The sequence below is a fragment of the Achromobacter sp. JCM 18799 genome, assembly GCF_055395645.1.
This window is the reverse complement of sequence record NZ_AP043866.1, coordinates 1,360,023-1,381,847: the sequence shown is the minus strand read 5'-3', so window position 1 is coordinate 1,381,847 and position 21,825 is coordinate 1,360,023. Positions and strand designations below refer to the sequence as shown.

General features: G+C 68.7%; 22 protein-coding genes. 9 read left to right on the top strand and 13 right to left on the bottom strand.

Annotated elements, in window-relative coordinates:
• Positions 1 to 29: 29 nt before the first annotated feature.
• The 4 genes from ACZ5YA_RS06600 (at position 30) to ACZ5YA_RS06585 (ending at position 4,090) form a co-directional block, all read left to right on the top strand.
• Positions 30 to 1,016: a Bug family tripartite tricarboxylate transporter substrate binding protein gene (locus ACZ5YA_RS06600; protein ID WP_464092219.1), complete on the top strand. Its 987-nt coding sequence runs from the start codon at positions 30 to 32 to the stop codon at positions 1,014 to 1,016.
• Between the two features lie 53 nt (positions 1,017 to 1,069).
• Positions 1,070 to 2,479, top strand: a complete 1,410-nt coding sequence (locus tag ACZ5YA_RS06595; protein ID WP_419343515.1) for an amidase family protein — start codon at positions 1,070 to 1,072, stop codon at positions 2,477 to 2,479.
• A gap of 161 nt (positions 2,480 to 2,640) precedes the next feature.
• Positions 2,641 to 2,988 (top strand): ArsR/SmtB family transcription factor, encoded by a 348-nt coding sequence (locus ACZ5YA_RS06590; protein WP_464092218.1) that lies wholly within the window; start codon positions 2,641 to 2,643, stop codon positions 2,986 to 2,988.
• 49 nt (positions 2,989 to 3,037) lie between these two features.
• Positions 3,038 to 4,090, top strand: a complete 1,053-nt coding sequence (locus ACZ5YA_RS06585; protein WP_464092217.1) for an alkene reductase — start codon at positions 3,038 to 3,040, stop codon at positions 4,088 to 4,090.
• A gap of 16 nt (positions 4,091 to 4,106) precedes the next feature.
• Here ACZ5YA_RS06585 and ACZ5YA_RS06580 read toward each other — a convergent pair whose 3' ends face one another.
• Positions 4,107 to 4,910: a CPBP family intramembrane glutamic endopeptidase gene (locus tag ACZ5YA_RS06580; protein WP_280016307.1), complete on the bottom strand. Its 804-nt coding sequence runs from the start codon at positions 4,908 to 4,910 to the stop codon at positions 4,107 to 4,109.
• A gap of 195 nt (positions 4,911 to 5,105) precedes the next feature.
• Here ACZ5YA_RS06580 and ACZ5YA_RS06575 point away from each other — a divergent pair, with 195 nt between their 5' ends.
• A complete protein-coding gene (locus tag ACZ5YA_RS06575; RefSeq protein ID WP_054453844.1) occupies positions 5,106 to 5,480 on the top strand; it encodes an MAPEG family protein in 375 nt (124 codons plus the stop codon).
• 11 nt (positions 5,481 to 5,491) lie between these two features.
• Positions 5,492 to 6,469 (top strand): glycerophosphodiester phosphodiesterase family protein, encoded by a 978-nt coding sequence (locus tag ACZ5YA_RS06570; protein WP_464092216.1) that lies wholly within the window; start codon positions 5,492 to 5,494, stop codon positions 6,467 to 6,469.
• A gap of 6 nt (positions 6,470 to 6,475) precedes the next feature.
• Here the strand turns inward: ACZ5YA_RS06570 and ACZ5YA_RS06565 are convergent, their stop codons facing one another.
• The 10 genes from ACZ5YA_RS06565 to ACZ5YA_RS06520 form a co-directional block, all read right to left on the bottom strand.
• Complete coding sequence (locus ACZ5YA_RS06565) at positions 6,476 to 6,910, bottom strand: carboxypeptidase-like regulatory domain-containing protein (RefSeq protein WP_059380027.1); 435 nt, start codon at positions 6,908 to 6,910, stop codon at positions 6,476 to 6,478.
• A gap of 119 nt (positions 6,911 to 7,029) precedes the next feature.
• The gene (locus ACZ5YA_RS06560) at positions 7,030 to 7,818 is read right to left on the bottom strand and encodes an NRDE family protein (protein WP_059380028.1); all 789 of its coding nucleotides are present in this window, start codon (positions 7,816 to 7,818) and stop codon (positions 7,030 to 7,032) included.
• Positions 7,819 to 7,821: 3 nt separating this feature from the next.
• Positions 7,822 to 8,835 carry an FUSC family protein gene (locus ACZ5YA_RS06555; protein WP_464092215.1) on the bottom strand — a complete coding sequence of 338 codons (1,014 nt, stop codon included), beginning with the start codon at positions 8,833 to 8,835 and terminating at the stop codon, positions 7,822 to 7,824.
• 992 nt (positions 8,836 to 9,827) lie between these two features.
• Positions 9,828 to 10,310, bottom strand: coding sequence for a YbaK/prolyl-tRNA synthetase associated domain-containing protein (locus ACZ5YA_RS06550; protein WP_464092214.1), 483 nt, complete (start codon positions 10,308 to 10,310; stop codon positions 9,828 to 9,830).
• 118 nt (positions 10,311 to 10,428) lie between these two features.
• Positions 10,429 to 11,151, bottom strand: a complete 723-nt coding sequence (locus ACZ5YA_RS06545) for a response regulator transcription factor (RefSeq protein WP_306637328.1) — start codon at positions 11,149 to 11,151, stop codon at positions 10,429 to 10,431.
• 131 nt (positions 11,152 to 11,282) lie between these two features.
• The gene (locus ACZ5YA_RS06540) at positions 11,283 to 12,764 is read right to left on the bottom strand and encodes an efflux transporter outer membrane subunit (protein ID WP_464092213.1); all 1,482 of its coding nucleotides are present in this window, start codon (positions 12,762 to 12,764) and stop codon (positions 11,283 to 11,285) included.
• Positions 12,765 to 12,770: 6 nt separating this feature from the next.
• Complete coding sequence (locus ACZ5YA_RS06535) at positions 12,771 to 13,916, bottom strand: ABC transporter permease (protein WP_059380032.1); 1,146 nt, start codon at positions 13,914 to 13,916, stop codon at positions 12,771 to 12,773.
• The gene (locus tag ACZ5YA_RS06530) at positions 13,913 to 14,878 is read right to left on the bottom strand and encodes an ABC transporter ATP-binding protein (protein WP_118932074.1); all 966 of its coding nucleotides are present in this window, start codon (positions 14,876 to 14,878) and stop codon (positions 13,913 to 13,915) included. The genes ACZ5YA_RS06535 and ACZ5YA_RS06530 overlap by 4 nt, the downstream gene beginning before the upstream one ends.
• The gene (locus tag ACZ5YA_RS06525) at positions 14,875 to 15,843 is read right to left on the bottom strand and encodes an HlyD family secretion protein (protein ID WP_059380034.1); all 969 of its coding nucleotides are present in this window, start codon (positions 15,841 to 15,843) and stop codon (positions 14,875 to 14,877) included. The genes ACZ5YA_RS06530 and ACZ5YA_RS06525 overlap by 4 nt, the downstream gene beginning before the upstream one ends.
• Positions 15,844 to 15,845: 2 nt before the next feature.
• Positions 15,846 to 16,562 (bottom strand): TetR/AcrR family transcriptional regulator, encoded by a 717-nt coding sequence (locus ACZ5YA_RS06520; protein ID WP_464092212.1) that lies wholly within the window; start codon positions 16,560 to 16,562, stop codon positions 15,846 to 15,848.
• 165 nt (positions 16,563 to 16,727) lie between these two features.
• On the opposite strand from ACZ5YA_RS06520, the gene ACZ5YA_RS06515 reads away from it, so the two are divergent.
• The 3 genes from ACZ5YA_RS06515 to ACZ5YA_RS06505 all read left to right on the top strand — a co-directional run bounded on the left by ACZ5YA_RS06515 (position 16,728) and on the right by ACZ5YA_RS06505 (position 19,220).
• Positions 16,728 to 17,777, top strand: a complete 1,050-nt coding sequence (locus tag ACZ5YA_RS06515) for an NADP-dependent oxidoreductase (protein WP_464092211.1) — start codon at positions 16,728 to 16,730, stop codon at positions 17,775 to 17,777.
• The gene (locus ACZ5YA_RS06510; RefSeq protein ID WP_059380036.1) at positions 17,774 to 18,454 is read left to right on the top strand and encodes a type 1 glutamine amidotransferase domain-containing protein; all 681 of its coding nucleotides are present in this window, start codon (positions 17,774 to 17,776) and stop codon (positions 18,452 to 18,454) included. The genes ACZ5YA_RS06515 and ACZ5YA_RS06510 overlap by 4 nt, the downstream gene beginning before the upstream one ends.
• A 166-nt stretch (positions 18,455 to 18,620) precedes the next feature.
• The gene (locus ACZ5YA_RS06505; protein ID WP_464092210.1) at positions 18,621 to 19,220 is read left to right on the top strand and encodes an HD-GYP domain-containing protein; all 600 of its coding nucleotides are present in this window, start codon (positions 18,621 to 18,623) and stop codon (positions 19,218 to 19,220) included.
• A gap of 49 nt (positions 19,221 to 19,269) precedes the next feature.
• Here the strand turns inward: ACZ5YA_RS06505 and ACZ5YA_RS06500 are convergent, their stop codons facing one another.
• Together ACZ5YA_RS06500 and ACZ5YA_RS06495 are read right to left on the bottom strand one after the other, a co-directional pair.
• Positions 19,270 to 20,868, bottom strand: a complete 1,599-nt coding sequence (locus tag ACZ5YA_RS06500) for a glycerol-3-phosphate dehydrogenase/oxidase (protein ID WP_118932072.1) — start codon at positions 20,866 to 20,868, stop codon at positions 19,270 to 19,272.
• Between the two features lie 5 nt (positions 20,869 to 20,873).
• Positions 20,874 to 21,665 (bottom strand): DeoR/GlpR family DNA-binding transcription regulator, encoded by a 792-nt coding sequence (locus tag ACZ5YA_RS06495; protein ID WP_013394120.1) that lies wholly within the window; start codon positions 21,663 to 21,665, stop codon positions 20,874 to 20,876.
• Between the last annotated feature and the right edge of the window lie 160 nt (positions 21,666 to 21,825).

Here is a 21,825-nt window from a genome sequence, read left to right as displayed (position 1 = left end):
CATGCAGTCCCGTACTTCAGGAGCAAGCCATGCAGATCTTTCCCCGTCGTGTACGCCAGACCCTTTCACTGTGTTTTGCCTTGCTGGGCGCGGCAGGCGCCGGCGCGGCGCAGGCGGATTGGCCCCAACGGCCGGTCAAGCTCATCGTGCCGTATGTGGCGGGGTCCGGTCCGGACGTGGTGCTGCGCCCGATCGCGGACGCCCTGGGGCGCGAACTCGGCCAGCCGGTGATCGTCGATAACCGTGGCGGGGCGGGCGGCATCGTCGGCACCCAGGCGCTGGCCGCGGCGGCGCCGGACGGCTATACCATCGGCTTCGGCAACCTGGTCACGCTGGCGATCAACAAGAGCATGTATTCGAAGCTGCCTTACGACCCGCAACGCAGCCTTGCGCCCATCAGCCTGGCCATCAGCAATGCCCTGGTGCTGATCGCCCGCAACGACTTCCCGGCAAGCAATGTGCAGGGCCTGGTCGACTATGCCAGGCAGCATCCGGGCAAGGTCAGCGTCGGCTCGTTGGGCGTGGGATCGAGCGCCCATCTGGCCGGAGAAATGCTCAAGAGCGAGACGGGCACGACCATGCTGCACGTCCCGTACAAGAGCGGCCAACAGGCGGTGGGCGACATCGTGGGCGGGCAGCTTGACGTGATGATCGACAACGTCGCGGGCGTGCTGCCCTTCATCCGCTCCGGCCAGGTCAAGGTGCTGGGGGCGACCAGCCTGGCGCGCGTGCCTGTCCTCTCGGACGTGCTCACCCTCGACGAATCCGGCTTGAAGGGCTTCGAAGTGGTGTCCTGGGGCGGCATCGTCGCGCCCGCCGGTACGCCCAAGCCCATCATCGACAAGCTCAATCGCGCCATCGCCAAGGCGCTGCAGGATCCGGCGGTGCTCAAGCTCAACGAAACGCTGTCCGTCGACGCGACGCCGTCCACGCCTGAACAGTTCGCCAACCTCATCGCCACCGAGATCCCGCGCTGGGGGGAGATGGTCAAGCGCTCCGGCGCGTCGGCCGACTGAGCGCGTTCAACACCCGCGTTCAACACCCGCGTTCAACACCATAGGGAGCCATCATGACGAACGAACTCTGGCGCTGGAGCGCCGTCGACCTGGCCCGGGCCATCCGCAAGCGGGAAGTTTCCAGCCGGGAAGCGGTGCAGAATTGCCTGCAACGGGCGGAACGGCTCAACCCCATCTTCAACCCGCTCACCGAGATCTGCGCCGACCAGGCCCTGCAGGCGGCCGACGCCGCCGACGCCGCGGTGCGCGCGGGCGCGCCGCTAGGCATCCTGCACGGCGTGCCGGTGACGATCAAGGCCAATGCAGATCTGGCCGGGTCGGCCACCACCAATGGCGTCGTCGCGTATCGGGACCTCATCGCAAGCGAGAACAATCCCGCCGTCGACAACTGGCTCAAGGCCGGCGCCGTGGTGATCGGCCGCAGCAACGTTCCGGCATTCTCCTGGCGCTGGTTTTCGGACAACGACCTGCATGGCCGCACCGTCAATCCGTTCGACGCCGCGCGCACGCCGGGCGGCTCCAGCGGCGGCGCGGCCGTCGCCGCAGCCCTGGGCATGGGGCCGCTGGCGCACGGCAGCGACCAGGGCGGATCGATCCGCTACCCGGCCTACGCCTGCGGCGTGGCGGGGCTGCGGCCGTCGCAAGGCCGGGTGCCGGCCTACAACGCCAGCCAGAAGTCGGAGCGCCCGGTGGCTTCCCAACTGGCCGCGACCCAGGGTCCCTTGGCACGGAACATCGCCGACCTGAGACTCGGGCTGGAGGCCATGTCGGCGGGCGATTCCCGCGATCCGTGGTGGGTGCCTGCGCCGCTGGACCTGCGCCAGCCCGGGGACTGCCGGCGGGTGGCGCTGTTCTGCGGCACCTCGGCCTTCAAGCCCGATCCCGCCGTGCTGGACGCCTTGCTGCGCGCCGCAAAGTACCTGGAAGACGCGGGCTACATCATCGAAACGGCAGCGCCGCCCCGTTTCGAGGAAGCGGCCGAGCTATGGCGCAACGTATTGATGAACGAAGCGTCCGGCTCCATGGGCCGCGAAATCGAGCGCGCCGGCGACGCTGCGATACAGCGCGCGTATCGCAGCATGCTGGCGCACACCGCGCCGCTGGACAAGGACGGCCTGGTCCAGGCGCTGGCGCTGCGCACCACGATACTGCGGGAATGGGGCGGGTTCTTCGACCGCTATCCGCTCGTGCTCATGCCGGTGTCGTTCGAGCTTCCATTCGCCATTGACCAGGATCAGCAAGGCGACGCAGCCATGGGCGACATGCTGCGCGCGCAGAGCCCGCTGGTCTCGACCGCGATACTGGGCTTGCCCGGCCTGTCGGTCCCTGTGGGCCTGGCGGACGGCGTGCCGATGGGCGTCCAGCTGGTGGCGGGGCGGTTCCGGGAAGACTTGTGCCTGGCCGCGGGCGAAGCCATCGAGGCGCGCGCGGGGTGGTCGGTGCAGGATAGGCTCTTGGCCTGAGCGGCGCGGGGTGGAAGGAAGGGTAAGGGCGGCTATGGGGGGCCGGGGCGGATAGCCGCGCGCGGCTATCCGCCCCGGCCATAAAGCCCTGTCCGGCGCAGGGGCATGACTATATATCGAATAGTTCCGATATAAGATTCGATAAATTGCGATACTTCAATATGACGGTCTCAACTTCCAGCCCCGACCCTGCCGCCTCGCTACCTGCCATCGACGCCGACGCCATCCTCAAGGCGCTGGCCAATCCGGTGCGGCGCGACATTCTTGCCTGGCTGAAGACGCCGCACGCGTACTTCGAGGTACGCCCGGGCCATACCTTCGAGCATGGCGTATGCGCGGGCCACATCGATGAACGCTGCGGACTGTCCCAGTCCACCGTGTCCTCGCACCTGGCCGTTCTGCAGCGCGCGGGCCTGATCTCGGCGACCAAGGTGGGGCAGTGGATTTTTTACCGTCGCAACGAAGTCGCCATTGCCGCGTTCCTGCGGCAATTGAACCAGGATATGTAGCCCCGCTACGCCGCCAGCGGCCCCTTCATCCGGGGCCAAGGATTTACGCATGAGCCAACTTTTCGAACCCCTGCGCGCAGGCGATCTGACGCTGCGCAACCGCATCGTCATGGCGCCCTTGACGCGCATGCACGCCAGCCCGGGCCGCGTGCCCAACGACCTGATGGTCGAGTACTACACCCAGCGCGCCGGCGCCGGCATGATCCTGACCGAAGCCACGGCGGTCACCCCGCAAGGCGTCGGCTATGCCGATACGCCGGGCCTGTGGACCCCCGAACAGGTCCAGGGCTGGCGCAAGGTCACGTCCGCGGTGCACCGGGCCGGCGGCCTGATCGTGGCGCAGCTCTGGCACGTGGGCCGGATCTCCGATCCCATGTTCCTGGACGGCGAACTGCCCGTGGCGCCCAGCGCCATTGCGGCCAAGGGCCACGTCAGCCATGTGCGGCCGCAGCGCGCCTACGTCACGCCGCGCGCGCTGGAAACCGCCGAGATTCCGGGCGTGGTCGAGGCTTACCGCCACGGCGCGCGGATGGCCATGGAGGCCGGTTTCGACGGCGTGGAAGTGCATGCCGCCAACGGCTATCTGCTGGACCAGTTCCTGCAGGACAGCACCAACCACCGCACTGACGCCTATGGCGGTTCGCTCGAAAACCGCGCGCGGCTGCTGCTGGAAGCCGTGGACGCCAGCGTGTCGGTGTGGGGCGCGGGCCGCGTGGGCGTGCATCTGTCGCCGCGCGGGGAAATCCACACCATGGGCGATTCCAACCCGGCCGCCACCTTCGGCTACGTGGCGCGTGAACTGGGCAAGCGCGGCATCGCCTTCCTGTGCGTGCGCGAGTATGAAGCCACCGACAGCCTGGGCCCGATGCTCAAGGCCGAGTTCGGCGGCACGTACATCGCCAACGAAGGATTCGGCCGCGAGTCGGCCGAGGCCGCCATCGCCGCGGGCCGGGCCGATGCCGTGGCCTTCGGCGTGCAATACATCGCCAACCCGGATCTGGCGCGCCGCTTCGAACTCAAGGCGCCGCTGAACCGGCCCAACCCGGCCACGTTCTATGCGCCTGGCCCGGGCGGCTATACCGACTATCCGGCCCTGGCTTGACCGGCTGGTCCGGCCTTCAGAGCACGGCGCGCATCGGATAGGTGAACAAGCCGAAGTGCGCCGCGTTCAGGCCCAGGTGCGCCAGCATCGCCGCGGCCAGGCCGCCGTATTTGTAGGCCAGGCCGTAGGCCGCGCCCGCCAGGCCGGCCAGCAGCATCCATTGCCAGCCGCCTGCGTAGTGCGCCAGGCCGAACAGCGCGGCCGCGATGATCAAGGCCGCCCACGAACCCCAGGCGCGGCCGCGCCACAGGTCCGTCAGCCGCTGCTGCAGGTAGCCGCGGAACAGCGCCTCCTCGGCCAAGGTCACCAGCAAGGCATTGTTGATCAGCCAGATCCAGCCCGATTGCGGCCACTTGGGCGTCCAGCCGACCACGCCCAGCGCCAGCGCGCAGCCCAGGCACAGGGCCAGCGCGCCCGCGCAGGCCAGGAACGCGGCCGACAGCGTGGCGCGCGGGGTCGGCCCCGCCATCGGCGGCGCCAGCGCCAGCACCACCCAGAACGCCACCAGCGGCTTGTCCAGGTTCAGGTACATGCCGAAAGGCACGGCGTCCGGACTCAGGGGCGCCGGCGCGATGACTTGCGGGTTGTGGAAGCCCGGCAGCCAGTGCAGGAACAGCAGCGCGGCCAGTGCGATGAAGAGCGCATGGCCGGCGGTGCGCGCCATTGCGCCCGATGCGGGCTGGACCAGCACGGCCGCCGCGATCAGCAACGCCGGCCAGACCAGCGCCACGGCGTTTATCGTGCCATCGGTCCAGGCCCAGGCGTAGGCGGCGGCAAGCGGCGCCAGCGCCCAGCGGCGCGTGGCGGGCGGCCACAGCATGGCGGCGGCGATGAACAGTGCGGACCAGGGGCTGAGCAGGGGCACGGGCGTGGACGGGCGTTGAAAGCGCTGAGTGTAAACGCGCCGCTCTGTGCAAGTCGCACGGCATGCGCGCCGGACCGCTGAGCGCGTGTGCTGACGCCGCGCGGTGAACCCAGGTATCCTGGCGCCTGCCGGATACCTGGGAGCCAGACTATGAAAATGATCGCGTGGTTGATGTTGGCGGCGGCGGTGCTGCCTTTCGTGTCGGCGATCGTCGCCAAGGCGGGCGGAAAGAAATTCGACAACAACGATCCGCGCGCCTGGCTGGCGCGGCAGGAGGGCTGGCGGGCGCGCGCCAACGCGGCGCAGACCAATACCTTCGAATCGCTGCCGTTCTTCTACGCGGCGGTGCTGTTCGCGCTGTATACCCAGGCGCCGCCCGCGCACGTGGCCACCTTGATGGCCTGCTGGCTGGGCGTGCGGCTGGGCTATCTGGCCATGTACCTGGCGGGCTGGGGCGCGCTGCGTTCGCTGGTGTGGGCGATCAGCGTGGGCTTCATCATTGCGATCCTGTTCGCAGGCGTTTAACGGGCGGCGCCATGCGCAAGTGGCGTGTCGCGGCGCTGGCGGCCATTGCGCTGCCGGGCTTCATCTACGTCAACAACGCTGACTGGTCGGTGTCCGATCCCGGCGCGCGGGCGACGCTGCTCGCGCATCGCGGCATCGCGCAACGCTACGACACGGCGGGCATGGAGCGGGACACCTGCACCGCGACCCGCATCGTCGAACCCACGCACGGCTATCTGGAAAACACCATCGCCTCCATGCGCGCCAGCTTCGAGGCCGGCGCGGACATCGTCGAGATCGACGTCCATCCCACCACCGACGGCCAGTTCGCCGTGTTCCACGACTGGACGGTCGATTGCCGCACCGAGGGCCGCGGCGCGACGCGCGAGCACACGATGGCCGAACTCAAGGCGCTGGACATTGGCTATGGCTACACCGCGGACGGCGGCAAGACTTTTCCGTTCCGCGGGCGCGGCGTGGGCCTGATGCCCACGCTGTCCGAAGTGCTGCAGGCGTTTCCGCGCCAGCGCTTTCTCATCAACGTCAAGAGCCGCGACGCGGAGGAAGGCGCGGCGTTGGCGGCGGTGCTCAACGGCTTGCCGCCGGCCAGGCGCGCCGATTTCATGGTGTACGGAGGCGAAGAGCCGGTAGGCCGGCTGCGCGAGTTGGCGCCGGGCGTGCGCACCCTGACGCGCGCGGATCTGAAATCCTGCCTGCTGCGTTATGCGGCGGCGGGCTGGACCGGCCATGTGCCGCAAGTCTGCCGCGGCAGGGCGCTGACAGTGCCGGTGAATGTCGCGCCCTGGCTGTGGGGCTGGCCCGGCCGCTTCCTGGACCGCATGGAGGCGGCGGGCAGCAGCGTGTTCCTGCTCGGTCCTTACGCCGGCGATGGCCATTCCACGGGCATCGACACGTCCGAGGACATACGCCGCGTGCCGGCGGGATACGCGGGCGGGATCTGGACCAACGAAATCGAAGCCGTGGCGCGCGCGTTCAAGCGCGGGCCATGAAAGCCGCTACTTCCATTCGAACACGGCGCGCGCGGTACCGGTGTTTTGCACCGCGACGTTGCGGTTCTGCGCCTGGCCGTTGTAGGTGGCCGAGATCTTGTAGTTGCCGGCCGGCAGCTTGACCAGCATGTACGGGCCTTCGGCAGTGGTTTGCAGCACGGACTTGCCATGCGCATCGCTGATGGTGACGGAGACATTGGCAACGTAGTCAGCCTGGCCGTCGCGTTGCGCCGCGAACGTCAGCGCCAGCGGATAGTCCTTGGCTGCGGCCTTCATGGCTTCGGATTCGTCCAGCCCGATGCCGCCGCTGACATACTGCACCGAACCCTGCTGCTGCACCGGCGGCATGCCCGCCTGGGCGGTGGACAGGATGCCGGCAAAGGCCATGCTGCCCAGCGCCATCGCGGCGGCCATGGTGCAGCGTTCTATACGCTTGTTCATGAGACTCTCCTGGATAGGACGATCTGCGCGGTTTTGTACGCGCATGAACATTTCGACCCGCATGCCGGCGCGGAGTTCGCGCCGGCGGGTCTCCGATATCAACCGATTGTTTCCGCAGCCTAGGTAAGCGTACTGCGTGCCGCGCGCCAGGAAAATGTCAGCCGGCTTTCGCCGCTGACCGAGCCGTCCGGGGCGAAGCGCCTTTCATCCAGCTGTCCGGCGCCACCGTCGCGCAGCGCCAGTACGCTGGAACTGCGGGTGCCATAGTTCGGACTGACGATGAACGGGCTGCTCAATAGCCTTTCGCGATCCAGCGGCAGACCGGTGGCGGGCAGGTCGGCGTCGTCGGCGGGCTGGCGGTCGGCCAGCGCGGCCATCAGCGCGGGCAGGTCCGGCTGCGGCCCGCTGCGCAGCACGGCTTCGAAAGCCGCCTTGGTGCGCGCCAGCTTGGGCCAGGGCGTGTCCAGCAGATGGTTGGACAGGGCGTAGACGCCTGGAGCCAGGCGGCGCGGGCCGCCATCGCGGTTGCTGAGATACCAGGCTTCGCGCGCATCGCCCACGATCAGGTTGAAGCCGTTGTAGGCCTGGCCCTTGGCATGCACTTGCGCCAGGTAGTCGGCCGCGGAGGCCGTGCCGCGCAGATAGTCTTCTACCAGCGCGCCGCGCGAAGGCGCGTTCTCGATGATCCGGCCCGGTTCGCGGAAGTTGGTGACCAGCGCATGGCGTCCGCCGGTCGTCGCGCCCATCCAGCTGCCGCCGGCCAGGCCGTCGCGGCCGGCGTAGACCTCGGGCGCATCGGGCCATTGCGCGGCGGGCAAGGTGGGGCGTTGGTGGAATTCATCGCGGTTGGCGGCGATCAGGACGGGGATGCCCGGCAGGGCATGCAGGGCCAGTACGGCAAGACACATGGTTCAGACCTGGTTGGCGGGTTTGTCGGGAATGGCTTTGCCTGGCGCGGCCGCGAAATCCGGGCCGGCCAGCGCGGCGCGCAAGGCTTCGATCTGGGCGGCCACGTCGCGCAGCGCCGGCGCGGGCGACGCGATGGCGGCGGCCGGCATGGTCGCGCCTTGCGCAACAGCGGCGCTCATCTGGTGCAGGCTGGCCGCCAGTTGTGCCAGCTCTGCGGCGCTGGGCGCCGGCTGGTCGGCGGGCAGCGACCAGGCGGTGTCGGAAATGGCATTGGCCACGCGCTCCAGCGCGACCTCCACCGGCCACCAGGCCAGCGCGCGGCGGCTGACCAGGCGCGGTTCCGACAGCCCGCGCTGCAAGGCGATGCGCAGGTCGGACAGGCGCGCGTAGGCGCTGGCGCGCAGGTCGTGGCGGCTGGTGGGATCGGCCTGGAACACGGTGTTCAGGTAGGCGGCCAGCGTGTCCATGGCGGCGGCGACGGTGTGGTCCAGGTTGCTGCGCTCGATCCGTATCCACGGCAGGTAGCCCACCAGCAGCACGATGCCCGCGGCCACGGCCACGTCGATCAGGCGCGCCAGCGCGATGGGCCAGCTGCCTGGTTGCAGCGCGCCGATCAGCAGCATCAGGATGGGCAGCAGGATGGCCGAGAACAAGCCGTAGTTGCGCCGCACCGACCAGGGCAGCAGGGACGCCAGCCCGGCCACCGTGAGCAGGCTGACGATGCCGTTGCGGTCCAGCGCCAGCACGGTCGCGCTGATCGCCACGCCGACCACGCTGCCCGCGCAGCTTTGCAGCGCCCGCGCGAACACCGAGCCGAAGTTGGGTTTGAACACCACCACCACGATCAGCGGCACCCAGTAGGAGCGCGGCAGCGAGAACGCCATGGACACGGCCTCGGCGGCGATCAGGCACAGCCCCAGCCGCACCAGATAGCGCAAGGTGGTCGGCCCCGGCCGGTAGGTGCGCGCCAGCACGCGCCAGGGCGTGCGCGGCCGCGCGGGGGGGCAGGCCGGCAAAGGCGTCGGCCTCGGATAGCGTGGCGCCGTCCAGCAGGGGCTGCACCTGGGCCAGCGCGTCGGCCAAGGGTGCCATGTCCGCCTGCCGCAAGGCCGCGATGTCCTCGCGCGGGTCCGGCGTCGCATCGTTCTCGACGCGGTCGGCCAACCGGTTCATGACGCGTGCGCAATCGTGCGGCAGCACCCGGCCGGCGCGGGCCAGCTCCAGCGCGGTATTGGTCAGCGGCGTACAGGCTTGCAGCTGCGCCGCCAGCCGCGCCAGCCGGGGGGAGGGGCCGGCCGCGCCGCGGCGGGCAGCCAGCACGGTGTCGTAGGCGGTGGTCATGGCCGCTTCCATGTCGCGCCGCGCGCTCATGGTGTGCGAGGTGCCGATGGCGGCGAACATGGCGGCCAGCTTGCGGTAGGCCATGGCGACGGCGGCGCGTTCGGGCGCTATCGGGTTGACCACCCAGCCCGTCAGCGTCAGCGCCAGCCCGAACAGGCCGCCGGCTCCCACCAGCACGGAAGGCAGCCAGGACGGCAGGTTGGAAGTCAGGCTGGCGCCAACGATGACGTAGGTGGCGAATTGCAGCGTGGAAACGGCGGCGATGTTGTTGAAGGTGCCGACCAGGCTGGCCGCCAGCACCAGCAGCGTCATGGCCGCGGAGGTCCATAGCCCGTGTCCGGCAATCATCGTGCCGAGGAAGTACCCAAACGCGCCGCCGAACACGGTGGCGCCGATGGACAGCGCGCGGTTGCGGTAAGGGCCGCCATTGTCGCCGGTGATGGCGGGCAGCGCGCCCAGCGCGACCAAGGCCGCCGCCGCGCTCTGGTCCAGCGCGAGTCCGACCGCCGAAGGCAAGCCGATGGCCAGGGCGGCACGCAGCGCCACCCAGCGGCTGACGGGCGAAGGCTCCATGTGCGCCAGGCTCATCAGCCAACGCATGTTGGTGTTGCGCGCGGCATGTTTCAGCGAGGAACGGAACACGGCAGCCTCGTGGCGCGGCCCGGAGTCAGGCCTTGATCAGCGGCGCCTCGTCGGGCGCGGCCAGCCGGAAGTAATCTTCCGTGTTCAGGAGGATGGAGGCGTCCAGGCGGCCGGCGTTGAACACGATTTCATCGTGGCGCTGGCGCAGGCTGGGATCCACCAGCAGGTGCAGGTCGGGATTGAAAGTGAAGGGAGGGATGGCGCCGATCTCGCAGCCGGTGAGTTCGCGCGCCAGGTCCTGCGACGCCAGCGACGCCTTTTTGCCGCCGGCCGCGCGGGCGATTGCGTCCAGGTCGGCCTGCTTGTCGGCCGGGAACACGGCCAGCACATTGCGGCGCTGGTTGGAGGATATCTTGACGCGGCAGACCAGCGCCTTGGCGCCCTGGCTGACCTCGGTGCCGCGGATCGCCGCGACTTCGACGGAGCGGCCGGCTGCGGCATGTTCAATCAGGCGGTAGCGGACCTGGTTCTGGGCAAGCAGGGCTTGCAGGCGTTCGAAGACTTCCATGTCGGGGCGTGTAGATCGGGATGTGGCGGGCGCAGGCCGGGAGTCGGCCTCGTACGCCGCATGATACGCCCGCCGCGCAGCGCCGCGGCGGCGCGTGCGCCGATCGCGGCCAGCCGCCTCAGATTTCTCCGGTAAAGGCGTAACCCCAGCCCCAGACGGTGCGGATCGGGAGCTCCAGGTTCAGGTCCTGGGCCTTGCGGCGCAGGCGGCTGACCAGCACGTCGGTGCGGCGCATCGATTCGTGGCCGCCATGCGAGTCCGTGATGGCTGCGTCGGCGCGCGGCAGGCGCTTGTCGGCGGAAGCCGTCAGCTTGAGCAGGAATTCACGCTCGGCCAGCGTCAGGGCCAGGCGTTTGCCTTGCGGGCTGACCAGCGTCCAGGCCGCGTCGTGGAATTGCCATTTGGCCATCGCTTCGCCTGCCGGCGCCGGTTGCGCCGGGCGCGGCTCGGAATCTGCGGCGCGCCGGCCGGCCGTGGGTATGCGCCGCACCAGCGCCTGCAGCGCGGCGGCGATTTCCGTTGCGCCCGCGTCTGGCGGCAGGCAGACGTCGGCGCCGCAATGCAGCCCGAGTATGCGGCTTTCAGGGGAGTCGAAGTTGGATATGGCGACGATGCCCGCGGTGGTGTCCAGGGCGCGCAGGCCGGCCACGGCCATGCAGAGATCGGAAAGTTCGGTTTCCATCACCAGCAAAGGGGTGCGGCGGGCCTGAAACAGGCGGAACAGGCTGTTGGAGTCTTCGCACAGCCGGGGCGAGAAACCCATTTCCGTCAGCGCGGCGCCGCGGTGCGCGCGCACGCCGGGATCGGGCGAGAAGACGATCAGGTCTAGTAGGTCATTCATGAATCGTTGTGATCTGTGCAGCATGGGCGCATGCATGATGCATCGGATACAGCGATTTCCTAAACCTCGCACAACGCCACTTTATGACCCGAATTCTCGGGCATGGTTACGGGAGGCGTGTCGCAGCACCGTTATGGTGCGTCGGCGGGCGTTTCGTTCCACCAGCCGCCGCCCAGCGCCTGCAGCAAGGCAGCGGTGTCGGCGTGGCGCGCCGCGTCCGCCGCGGTGCGCGCAATGCGTGTCTGCAACAGTTGGCGCTGGCTGTCCAGCAGGCTCAGGTGGCTGATGCCGCCGGCCTGGTGGCGGCCTTGCGCGATGCGTTCGGCTTCATCTGCGCGGCGCCATGCCTCGTCGCTGGCCAGGTAGGCGTCGCCGTCGGTCTGTACGGCGCGCAAGGCGTCGGCGACCTGCCGGAAGCCCTCCAACACTGTTTGACGGTAGCCGGCCGCGGCCGCATCGTAGGCGGCCTCGGCCGAGCGCGTGCGCGCGCGCAGCTCGCCGCCGTGGAACAGCGGCTGGACCAGTCCCAGGCCCAGGCTCCAGACGTTCAGGCCATTGGACAGGTCGCCCACGCGGGTGCGTTGCGAGCCGAAGCTGGCGGTCAGGGTGAACTGGGGATACTGGTTGGCGACGGCCACGCCGACATTGGCCGAGGCCTGATGCCAGAGCGCCTCCGCGGCCAGGATGTCGGGCCGCTGGCGGGTCAGCGCCGACGGCACGCCGGTGGGCACGTCGGCGGGCAGCGTCAGGTCGGCCAGCCGCAGGGGCGCGGATCGCAGTTCGGCCGGCGCCAGGCCCAGGTAAGCGGCCAGTTGATGCGTGGCCTGCGCCAGTTGGTATTCCAGCGGCGGCAGCGTGGCCCGGGTCTGCGCGACCAGCAGCTCCTGATTGCGCAGGTCGGCCTCGGACACGCCGCCCGCCTGTTGGCGCTGGCGCATGATGTCCTGCTGCCGCTCCTGCGCCGCAAGCAGCGCCCGCGTGTCGGTCAGGCGTTCGCTCAGGTCGGCCTGGCGGATGGCGGCGGTGACCACGTTGGCGGCCAACGACATGCGCGCGGCCTGCAGCTCATGCGCCTGGTAGTCCGCCTGCGCGCCCAGGCCTTCCAGCGCGCGGCGGTTGCCGCCGAATACGTCCAGAGTGTAGGACACGTCGATGGACGCGTTGTAGAGCGTGAAGGGCGGGGGCTGTTCGGCCACCGGCACGCCGAAGGCCGCGGGGTCCACCTTCTGCCGCGTTGCCGACAGGTTGCCATTGACCTGGGGCAGCATGCGGCCGCCGGTTTCGGCGTTCAGGTCTTCGTTTGCCTGACGCAAGCGGGCGCGCGCCTGCTCCAACGTGGGACTGGCCCGCAGGGCCTGCCGCACCAGCTGGTCGAGCGCTTCGGAGCGGAACAGCTGCCACCATTGCGCAGGGATGTCGGCGCCTTCTTGCAGGCGTTGCGCGCCGATGGGCGCAGAAGCATCGCGGGGCGCGGCATAGGCGTCGACCTGCGGCGGCGCCGGGCGCTCGAAGTCCGGCCCCACGGCGCAGCCCGCGAGCAGCGCGCACAGGACCAGCGCGACCGGGCGCGGCGGCGCAGTGGGCGGGAGGGGCAAAGGCGTGGAGCGGGACATGGCGGTTCAATCCAGGGTGCGGCGGTAGAACTTCACGGCGGCGGTCATGACGACCACGGTAAACACCAGCAGCGGCCAGATGCTGGGCCACAAGTCCCACCAGCCGTTGCCTTTGAGCAGGATGCCGCGGATCAGGCGGTTGAAATGCGTCAGCGGCAGCAGGTTGCCCAGGTACTGCGCCCACATCGGCATGCCCTGGAACGGGAACATGAAACCGGACAGCAGCATGTTGGGCAGGAAATAGAACATGGTCAGCTGCATGGCCTGCAACTGGTTCTGCGCCAACGACGACAGGGTGATGCCCACCGTCAGGTTGGCGGCCACGAACACCAGCGCCGACAGGTACACGGCCAGCAGCGACCCAAGGAACGGCACGTGGAAAACAAAGTGCGCGGCCAGCAGGATGATGCTGGACTGGATCAGGCCTATCGCGATGTACGGCACGATCTTGCCCGTCATCACTTCGAGGGGCCGTACCGGCATCGCCAGCAGGTTTTCCATCGTGCCGCGTTCGCGTTCGCGCGTCATGGCCAGGCCGGTCATCATCACCAGGGTCATGGTCAGGATCACGCCCATCAGGCCCGGCACCGTGTTGTATTGCGAGATCTGCTCTTCGTTGTAGAGCTGGTGCACCAGCACGTCGAAGGGCGGCTGGCCGCCCGCCAGGCTGGCCAGCGGTCCGGTCAAGTCCTTCTGCGCCACGGCCTGCGACAACTGCGTGGCCGCGCCTATGGCCAATCCGGTCGCCATGGGATCGGTGGCGTCGGCCTCGATCAGCAGCGCGGGGCGTTCGCCGCGCAGCAGCTTGCGGCTGAAGTCCGGCGGGATGGTCAGGACGAACAGCACGCGGCCCTGGGCCAGCGCCGTGCGTCCGGCTTCTTCGTTGTCCAGTTCCTCGATGATGTGAAAGTAGTCCGACGATTTCATCGCCGCGACGAAGCTGCGCGTGAACGGACTGTGGTCCGCGGTGATGACCGCGGTGGGCATCTGCTTCGGGTTCGTGTTGATGGCGTAGCCGAACAGCGCCAGCTGCATGATGGGCAGGCCCACGATCATGCCGAAGGTGATGCGGTCGCGGCGCAGCTGCAGGAACTCCTTGAGCACCATGCTCCACCAGCGCGACCAGGAAAAGCCTTGCAGATGGCGCATCATGGCGGGCTCGCGAAGTTGTCGGTGGAGCGCTTCATCAGATAGATGAAGACGTCCTCCAGGCTGGTGTCGATGGGCTCCAGGCTCAGGTCCTGGCCGGCGATGGCGTCCCTGAGCGTGCGTTCCAGCAAGGCCGCGTCGCGGCCGCTGATGTGCAGCGCGGAACCGAAGGCCACGGTCTGGTCCACGCCCGGCGCGTCGCGCAGGCGCTGCGCCAGCGGCACCAGGTTGTGCCCATGGATGGCCCAGGTGGTCAGGTGCTGCTCGGCGATGACGTCCTCGGCCGTGCCCTGCGTCAGCAGGCGGCCGTAGGAAATGTAGGCGAGCTTGTGGCAGCGCTCGGCTTCGTCCATGTAGTGCGTGCTGACCAGCACCGAGATGCCGCGCGCCGCCAGCTCATGCAGTTGCTCCCAGAAGTCGCGCCGCGCGGTCGGGTCCACGCCCGCCGTGGGTTCGTCCAGCAGCAGCAGCTTGGGCTGGTGCAGCAGGCAGGCCGCCAATGCCAGGCGCTGCTTCCAGCCGCCGGACAAGGAACCCGTCAATTGCTTGGCGCGGCTTTGCAGGCCCAGGTCTTCCAGCGCGCGCTCCACCGTTGCCTTGCGCTCGGGCATGCCGTACATGCGCGCCACGAAGTCCAGGTTCTCGCGGATGGTCAGGTCGTCCCAGTACGAGAACTTCTGCGTCATGTAGCCGACGTGCCGCTTGATCTGCGCGCTGTCGCGCAGGATGTCGTAGCCCAGGCAGGTGCCGCTGCCCGAGTCCGGCGTCAAGAGGCCGCACATCAGGCGGATGCAGGTGGTCTTGCCGCTGCCGTTGGGGCCGAGGAAGCCGAAGATCTCGCCTTCGCGCACCTGCAGCGACACGTCGTTGACGACGTGCTTGTTGCCAAAGCGTTTGTTCAGCCCGTGCACGTCGATGACGTACTGGCCGGCGGACGCTTCCTGCGTGGCGGCGGGCGCGCTCATTGCAGCACCGCCTCCACCGGCTGCCCCGGGTGCAGTCGCGTGGCGGCTTCGGGCGCTGGCCGCGCCTGTACCATGTAGACCAGTTTGCTGCGGCTTTCGCGGCTGTAGATCACCGGCGGCGTGTATTCGGCCTGAGCCGATATGTAATCGATGCGGACAGGGATGGGATCGCCGCAGCCGTCGCAGCGCACCGTCGCCTGTTGCCCCACCTTCAGCGCGCCCAGCGCCGTTTCCGGAACGAAGAAGCGCACCTTGATATTGCCCGGCGGCAGCAGGCTCACCACCGGACTGCCAGCAGGCACCCATTCGCCCACGCGGTAGAGCGTGTCGAACACCAGCCCGGCGGCCGGCGCCGCCAGGCGCTTCTGCGCCAATGTCCATTCCGCCTGGGCCAGCGCGGCGCGGGCCGCGTCGACCTGGGCGGCCTGGGCGCGCCGCTGGTCGTCGCGGCCGGGCAGGCGGGCCACTTCCAGCTGGGCCTGCAATTCGCGCACCCGCGCCGCATCCGATTGCGCCTGTTCGCGGCTGTCGTCCAGCTGCGCGCGCGCGATGCCGCCGATGCGGAACTGGTCGGTATCGCGCCGCAGTTGCGCCGCCGAGCGGCGGCTGGCCGCCTCGGCCTGCGCCAGCTGGGCGCGGCTGACGTCCACTTCGGGCGGACGCTTGCCGGTGGCGATGTCTTCTTCCTGGGCCACGGCGGCGGCCAGCTGCGCGCTGGCCTGGTCACGCGCCGCGGTTTCGCGCGTGGCCTCCAGCGCGAAGAGCGGCGCGTCGGCCTCGACCTGTTGGCCGCGCCGCACCGGCAGCTCGGCCAGCCGGCCGGCCTCGGACGACGCCACGTAGACATATTCGCCTTCGGCGTAGCCCTGGAAGAAGGCGCCGCTGTCCTTGCCGCAGCCGCCCAGGGCAAGCAAGGCCAGCGCCGAGGCGGGCAGGGGGCGGCGCAAGACGGGAGGGATGCGCATGGTCAGCGTCCTGGAATGGCGGGAGTCGGGGCGGACGGCGAGAACAGGCCGCCGGTGAGCATGGCGATGGCGTGGGCCGCGATCGCGCGGGTGTCTATGGCTTGCGGTTGCGCGGCGTCCTGCAGGACGCGCTGCCACAGGCCGGAGGTGGCCAGCGGCAGCAGGGTCAGTCCCAGGACGGAAAGAAAGACCAGCCGCGGCTCCACGCCGGGGGTGATGGTGCCCGCAAGCTGGCATTCGGTGATGAGGCCGATGAAGGCCTGCAGGCGTTCGGCGGGCAGATGGCGCAGCACGCGTTCGCGCAGCTGACCGCCTTCATTCACGACCTCGTGCAGCCACAGGGCCGGCAGCCAGGGCCGTTCGACAGCGCTCTGCACCAGCCGGCCCACGACCTCCGCGATGAAGGCGCGCGCGGCTGCGGCGGGGTCGGACGCGGGTGTCTGCGCCTGCGGCAGCGGCGACCAGACGTAGCCGATGACCGGCACGATCCGCTCTTGCACCACCGCGTCGATCAGCTGGTCGCGGCTCTTGAAGTAGTAATGCACCATCGCCGTGGTGACGCCGGCGCGTTGCGCGATGTGCGTGAGCGTGGTGGCGGCGACGCCCTGGGCCGCGAACAGGCCGGTGGCGGTGTCCAGCAGGTTGGCGCGGGCGGCGGCATTGTCGGGACGCGGCGGACGGCCGGGCCGGCGGGAGGGGGCAGAGGGAGCGGAACGCATGCGGCGTATGTTAATTAAATTATTAATTAATTAAAAGAGGGGCGCTCTTCAGGGTTACGCGCCGGATGCGCGGGCTTCGATGGTGTAATGGATCGGTACCCCATCCCGCCACCCGGGTCGTGTGCGCCAGGCCCGGGCGGCTTACTTGCAGGAGGCTGGACCGTCATGCCGCAATCGTCTTCCATCAACCGCCGCATCGTGCTCGCCGCACGCCCGCAGGGCGAGCCGGCGGACAGCGATTTCCGCCTGGAAACCGGCGAGGTGCCGCAACCCGGCCCCGGCCAGGTGCTGCTGCGCACCGTGTGCCTGTCGCTCGATCCCTATATGCGCGGCCGCATGAGCGACGCGCCGTCCTATGCCGAACCGGTGCAGGTCGGCGCCGTCATGGTCGGCGGCACGGTCACGCGGGTCGAAGCCTCGAATCATCCCGACTACCGTGCGGGGGAGTGGGTGCTGGCGCAATCCGGCTGGCAGGATTACGCCTTGTCGGATGGCGCCGGCCTGCTGCGGCTGGGGCCCAATCCCGAACATCCGTCCTACTCGCTGGGCGTGCTGGGCATGCCTGGGTTCACCGGCTACATGGGCTTGCTGGACATCGGCCAGCCCAAGGCGGGCGAAACCGTGGTGGTGGCCGCGGCCAGCGGCGCGGTCGGGGCGGTGGTCGGCCAGATCGCCAAGATCCATGGCTGCAAGGTGATCGGCATCGCGGGCGGCGCGGACAAGTGCCGCTACGTGGTCCAGGAACTGGGCTTTGACGACTGCCTGGACCACAAGGCGCCCGATCTGCCGGGCCGCCTGGCGCGCGCCGTGCCGCAGGGCATCGACGTGTATTTCGAGAACGTCGGCGGCGCGGTCTTCGACGCGGTGCTGCCGCTCTTGAACCCGCGCGCGCGGATACCGGTCTGCGGCCTGATTTCGGCCTACAACGCCACCAGCCAGCCGCAAGGGCCGGACCGCCTGGGCCTGCTGATGCGCACCATCCTCACCAAGCGCCTCAAGATGCAGGGCTTCATCATCTTCAACGAATACGCGCACCGCTACGGCGAATTCCGCGAGGCGATGGAAGACTTGATCAAGCAAGGCCGCATCAAGTACCGCGAGGATGTGGTCGATGGGCTGGAGAACGCGCCGCGCGGCCTGATCGGGCTGCTCAGGGGTGAAAACGCCGGCAAGCGCATCGTGCGCGTCGGCCCGGACGAAAGGAGCGCCACATGAACATCCTGATCGTGCTGACTTCCCACGACACGCTGGGCAACACCGGCCGCAAGACCGGCTTCTGGCTGGAGGAGTTCGCTGCGCCGTACTACGCCTTCGTCGACGCCGGCGCCAAGGTCACGCTGGCTTCGCCCGCGGGCGGCCAGCCGCCGCTGGACCCCAAGAGCGACGACCCCGACGCCCAGACCGACGACACGCGGCGCTTTCGCCAGGATGCGGACGCGCAGCGGCAACTGGCCGCCACCTTGCGGCTGGCGCAGGTGCAGGCGGCCGACTACGACGCCGTGTTCTACCCCGGGGGCCACGGCCCCTTGTGGGACCTGGCGGAAGATTCCAATTCGGTTGCGCTGATCGAAACCATGCTGGCGGCGGGCAAGCCCGTCGCGGCCGTCTGCCATGCGCCCGGCGTGCTGCGCCACGCCAAGACGGCCGACGGCAAGCCGCTGGTGCAGGGCAGGCAGGTCACCGGCTTTTCCAATGCCGAAGAGGCGGCTGTGCAATTGAGCGACGTGGTGCCCTTCCTGGTCGAGGATGAACTGAAGCAGTTGGGCGGGCAGTACACCAGCGGCCCGGACTGGCAGCCGCACGTGGTCGGCGACGGCCTGCTGGTCACGGGCCAGAATCCAGCGTCTTCCGTGGGTGTGGCGCAGGCGCTGCTGGACCGGTTGAAGGATTGAGTCCTGGCGTGCCGGACCCGGATCCCGCGGCATGCGCGGGACGGGACCGGCACTGCTTTGCCCCGGGGCGCGGCATCTGATCGGCAAGGATTGCTGCGCAATGTGTCAGAATCGCGACCTTTTGCTACAGCGCAATGCGGCACGACCCACTTGCGCGCGATGACCGATGCCTCCAGACGTACCCGAATATCCAGCAGGCTCCTGCGTGGCGGCCTTGTTTGCCGCCATGCGGGCGCGCGACCCGGCCACCGGCCGCCATTCTGAAAGAGTTGTTGCGCTGAGCGTGGCGCTGGCCCGGGCCTGCGGCCTGCGGGAAACCGAGCAGGAGGTGGTCGCGGTCGCTGCCCGCCTGCATGATATCGGCAAGATCGGCACGCCGGACCGAGTGCTGTATTCGCCCAAGCGGCTGGACCCGGATGATTGGGCAATCATGAAGGCGCACGCCGCGGTGGGCGCCGACATCATCATGCACAGCGACATCCCGCAACGCGAGCTGATCGCGCGGGCGGTGCGCCATCACCACGAGCATTTTGACGGATCAGGCTATCCCGCAGGCCTGCGCGGCGAGAACATCCCGCTGCATTCGCGCATCATTTCCCTGGCCGATTCCTACGATGCCCTGGGCGATGCGCGTCCCTATCACCCCGCGCGCACGCACGCGGAGATCATGCGCATCCTGCACCAGGAAGCCGGCGCCAAATGCGACCCGGCGCTGTTGCGCACATTCGAATCGATGATCGCGAAGAGCCCGCTAAGGGTTCCGTAGCACAGACCCCGCCAGCACCGCCGGCGGGTTGCGCAAGTCGGGCGGCGGGTCACTTCAAGCGGTAATTCGCCGCCACCAACGCCAATTCCTGCAGCGTGCGCTGCTGCCACGCGGCATCATGCCCCAGCTCTTCGGCCAGGATGCGCGCCACTTCGGGCGCCGCCAGCATCGCGGCCTCGCTGTCCAGGAACAAGGCGCGGTTGCGTCGCGCCAGCACATCCTCGGCGCTGCGCGCCAGTTCGTACCGCGCAGCGAAACGCACGTGCGCTTCCGACAAGCCACTGCTCTTGACCAGCATGCGGTCGGCGCCGGGCAGCGCCTTCAAAGCCGGCAGGTCGCTGCCGTAGTAGCTGTCCGGCGTGCCGGCATGTTCCTGCGACGGAGCCAGGCCCGCAGCGCCATGCAGCGGCAGCGATTCGGTGCGGCAGGTGGCCTGCGTCAGTAGCTGATGCTGGATGGCCGTGTCGACCACGTCCTGCGCCATGCGGCGGTAGGTGGTCCACTTGCCGCCGGTGACGGTTACCAGCCCGGCCTTGGATACCAGGATGGTGTGCTCGCGCGACAAGGACTTGGTGGAGGCTTCGCCGGTGGCCTTGACCAGCGGACGCAGTCCGGCCCAGACGCTGGTGACGTCGTCGCGCGTAGGCTTGCGGCTGAGATAGCGCGCCGCGGTGCTCAGGATGAAATCCACGTCCTGCGCGCCCGCTTGCGGATCCAGCGGCAGATCGTCGCGCGGCGTATCGGTGGTGCCGACGATGGTGTGGCCATTCCATGGCACCACGAACAGCACGCGGCCGTCGTCGGTCTTGGGAATCAGGATGGCGCGCTTGCCCGGCAGGAAATCCTGCGGCAAGGTCAGGTGCACGCCCTGGCTGGGCGCGACCATGGTCTGCGCGTTCTTGTCTTCCATGCGCCGCACCGCGTCCACCCATACGCCGGTGGCGTTGACCACGCAGCGCGCGCGCAGCGTGAAGCTGGCGCCGCCGATCGCATCCTGCACGGTAACGCCGTCGACCTTGCCGCCCGTCATGGTCAGGCCGGTGGCGCGCATGTAGTTCACCGCGGTGCCGCCCAGGTCGAACAGCGTGCGCATCAGGCTCACCGCCAGGCGCGCATCGTCGAACTGGCCGTCGTAATACAGCACGCCGCCTTTGAGATTCTTGCCCTGCACGTTCTCGGCCAGCGTCGGCGCGTTGGCCAGCGTGTCGCGGCGCGACAGCCAGCGGCTGGGCGCCAGGTTCAGCTTGCCGGCCAGCATGTCGTACATCTTCAGGCCGATGCCGTAGAAGGGCTGGTCGAACAGGTTGTAGGCCGGCACCACGAATCCCAGCGGCCACACCAGGTGCGGCGCGTTGCGGTTGAGCAGGCCGCGTTCGTGCAGCGCTTCGCGCACCAGGCTGACGTTGCCCTGCGCTAGATAGCGGACGCCGCCGTGCACCAGCTTGGTGGCCTTGCTGGACGTGCCCTTGGCGAAGTCCGCGCCTTCGATCAGCAGGGTGCGATAGCCGCGCGAGGCGGCATCGACGGCCGTGCCCAGGCCGGTGGCGCCGCCGCCAATGACGATCACGTCCCAGGAGTGCGTGTTGTCCAGCGTGTTCAGGAGGCGGTTGCGGTCGGGCGGGGCGACGGAGGCTAGCGGTTGGTTCATGGGATTCAAGGTGTTTGCTTCAAGGTATTCGGGGCGGCCGCGACGTCGCAGCGCACGCCCGCGTCCAGCAGGACTTGCGCCAGCGGCTCTTGCGGATGCGCGTCGGTGAAGAAGCGGTCGATTTGCGAGATGTGCGCCAGTTCCACCATGGCCTGGCGCTTGAATTTGCTGCTGTCGGCGGCAAGCCAGACTTCGCGGGACTGTTCGATGATGGTCCGCGCCACGCGCACTTCGCGGAAGTCGTAATCGCGCAGCGTGCCGTCGGCCTCGATGCCGGAGATGCCGATCAGGCCGATGTCGACCTTGAACTGGCGGATGAAGTCCATGGTGGCTTCGCCGACGATGCCGCGGTCGCGCGAACGCACCACGCCGCCGGCCACGATGACTTCGCAATCCGGGTTGTCCGAGAGGATGTCGGCGACGTGCAGGTTGTTGGTGATGACGCGCAGGCCGCGATGGCGCAGCAGGGCGCGCGCAATCGCTTCGGTGGTGGTGCCGATGTTCAGGATCAGCGAACAGCCGTCGGGCACGGCGCGCGCCACGGCCTCGGCGATGCGCTGCTTGCCGGCGGCGTGCAGGCCCTGGCGCTTGCGGTAGGCGATGTTCTCGATGGTGGACGCTTCGATGCGCACGCCGCCGTGAAAGCGCGACAGCAGGCCCGCTTCGGAAAGAATATTGACGTCGCGCCGCACCGTCTGCAGCGTGACGTCAAAGCGTTTGGCGAGCTCCTCGATCGAGGCCGAGCCTTGGGCCCGCACCATTTCGATCAAGGCGCTCTGTCTGGGGTTCAGTGTCATGTTCGTATAGTAAAACAACAAAAGCGAAAAATAATGCCGCGCCGCAAGATTGTTTTTTGTTCGCTTCTTGAGTAAAACGCACAATAAACGAAAGCTATCTGAAAGAGTATGCTCATCCTGCTGTTCGCTTGAATGCAGGCCGAGCCGCTGTACCGAATAC